The sequence below is a fragment of the Mesorhizobium sp. M4A.F.Ca.ET.050.02.1.1 genome (assembly GCF_003997725.1).
Lineage (GTDB): Bacteria > Pseudomonadota > Alphaproteobacteria > Rhizobiales > Rhizobiaceae > Mesorhizobium.
Genome location: NZ_RZSG01001403.1, coordinates 1 through 633 on the forward strand (window position 1 = coordinate 1; position 633 = coordinate 633).

Here is a 633-nt window from a genome sequence, read left to right on the forward strand (position 1 = left end):
GCCTGGGTCTACGGGCTGAGCACCGGCGCCGCGCCCGGCATTCCAGGTTTCGGACAACAGGCGCCAGCGGGGCTCGCGCCGGATCTCGACGCAGCACGGCTCGCCGCCAGCGACGTGGCTTTCGCGGCCGTCGCCGCCGTCACCACGCTGCTCTGCCTGCTTGCGGCCGTCATCGCCTGGATGACCGTTTCCGGCCAGGCGCTGCCGTGGCCGCGCAGCGCGGATGAATCACCGGCTGATTCGTCACGAAACTGATTCGTCGCGGGCGATATGCGATTCGCTCGCGAACCTATCCTTCGACCTTGGCGCTGGCGACCTTGAGCGAATTGTTGTCTTCCTGCTTGAGCAGGTCGTCGATGCGGTCGCGCTCGCGCTTGAAGGCAACCAGGTCGTCGCCTTTCAGCACCTTGCCGACCGGCAGGCGAACGCGCATCGGGTCGACCTTGGTGCCGTTGACGATCAGCTCATAGTGCAGATGCGGGCCGGTGGCGAGGCCGGTCTGACCAAGATAGCCGATGACCTGGCCCTGGCGGACGTGAACGCCCGGCTCGATGCCTCTGGCAAAAGCGGTCTGGTGATTGTAGGAAGTCTCGTAGCCGTTGGCGTGGCGGATGATGATCTGCTTGCCGTACC

The 633-nt window shown here is 65.7% G+C and carries 1 protein-coding gene and 1 pseudogene; one reads left to right on the forward strand and one right to left on the reverse strand.

Going from position 1 to position 633, the window contains the following annotated elements; translation table 11 throughout:
* Nucleotides 1-255, forward strand: a pseudogene (locus EOA33_RS37785) (MFS transporter); the annotation flags it as partial.
* 34 nt (nt 256-289) lie between these two features.
* Here the strand turns inward: EOA33_RS37785 and EOA33_RS37790 are convergent.
* On the reverse strand, nt 290-633 hold a 344-nt coding region (locus EOA33_RS37790; RefSeq protein ID WP_145989606.1), incomplete at its 5' end, for a M23 family metallopeptidase.